Here is a 563-nt window from a genome sequence, read left to right as displayed (position 1 = left end):
CGATTGGAATCCCTACCCTTAGAGCCTGGCAGGGTTCTATGTTTGTTATCGATATTTCAGGAGATATTGAAAAAAACTGTCCGAACATAAAAGATAAAATCATTTTTAATCCAGATGAAATCGACAAATATAAAGTAAAGTACAGCCCTTTTGCTGTATGCGATAAGCTTTCATCAGACTTTGAAAAAAATGAATTTTTAAGCCAGCTGGCATACATTCTTATGCCTGACCCTATCAAAGGTGGTGAAGCAAGCGATTTTTTTATAAAGCAAGGACGAAGAATTTTAATTTCTGCCTTAATATCGTTTTATCATCAAGGCTTTGATTTTATTGAAATTTGCGAAAAGATTGTAAGAAATAATTATATAAATCTTTTTGGAGACATTGATCAATCAGGAAATCAAGAAGCGATAAGTTATTTAAATGCATTTGAAGGAGCTAACGAGAAAAACACTGCAGGGTGCAAACAAGCAGTCGACGAGGCACTCACTCTGTTTGCGACAAACTATACTATTAAACAATCTGTAGGCAGAGGAGATATAACAATCGAGCCTGAAAAAATC

Annotated in this window: 1 protein-coding gene; it reads left to right on the top strand. The window is 34.6% G+C overall.

Annotation, left to right across the window (positions count from 1 at the left end; translation table 11 throughout):
• Positions 1 to 2: 2 nt before the first annotated feature.
• Positions 3 to 563, top strand: a 561-nt coding sequence (locus ACYU87_RS27655) for a type IV secretory system conjugative DNA transfer family protein (protein WP_461137231.1), incomplete at its 3' end; no start/stop codon positions are given.

Source organism: Spirosoma lituiforme (genome assembly GCF_054776635.1).
This window is presented reverse-complemented; position numbering and strand designations above follow the sequence as displayed.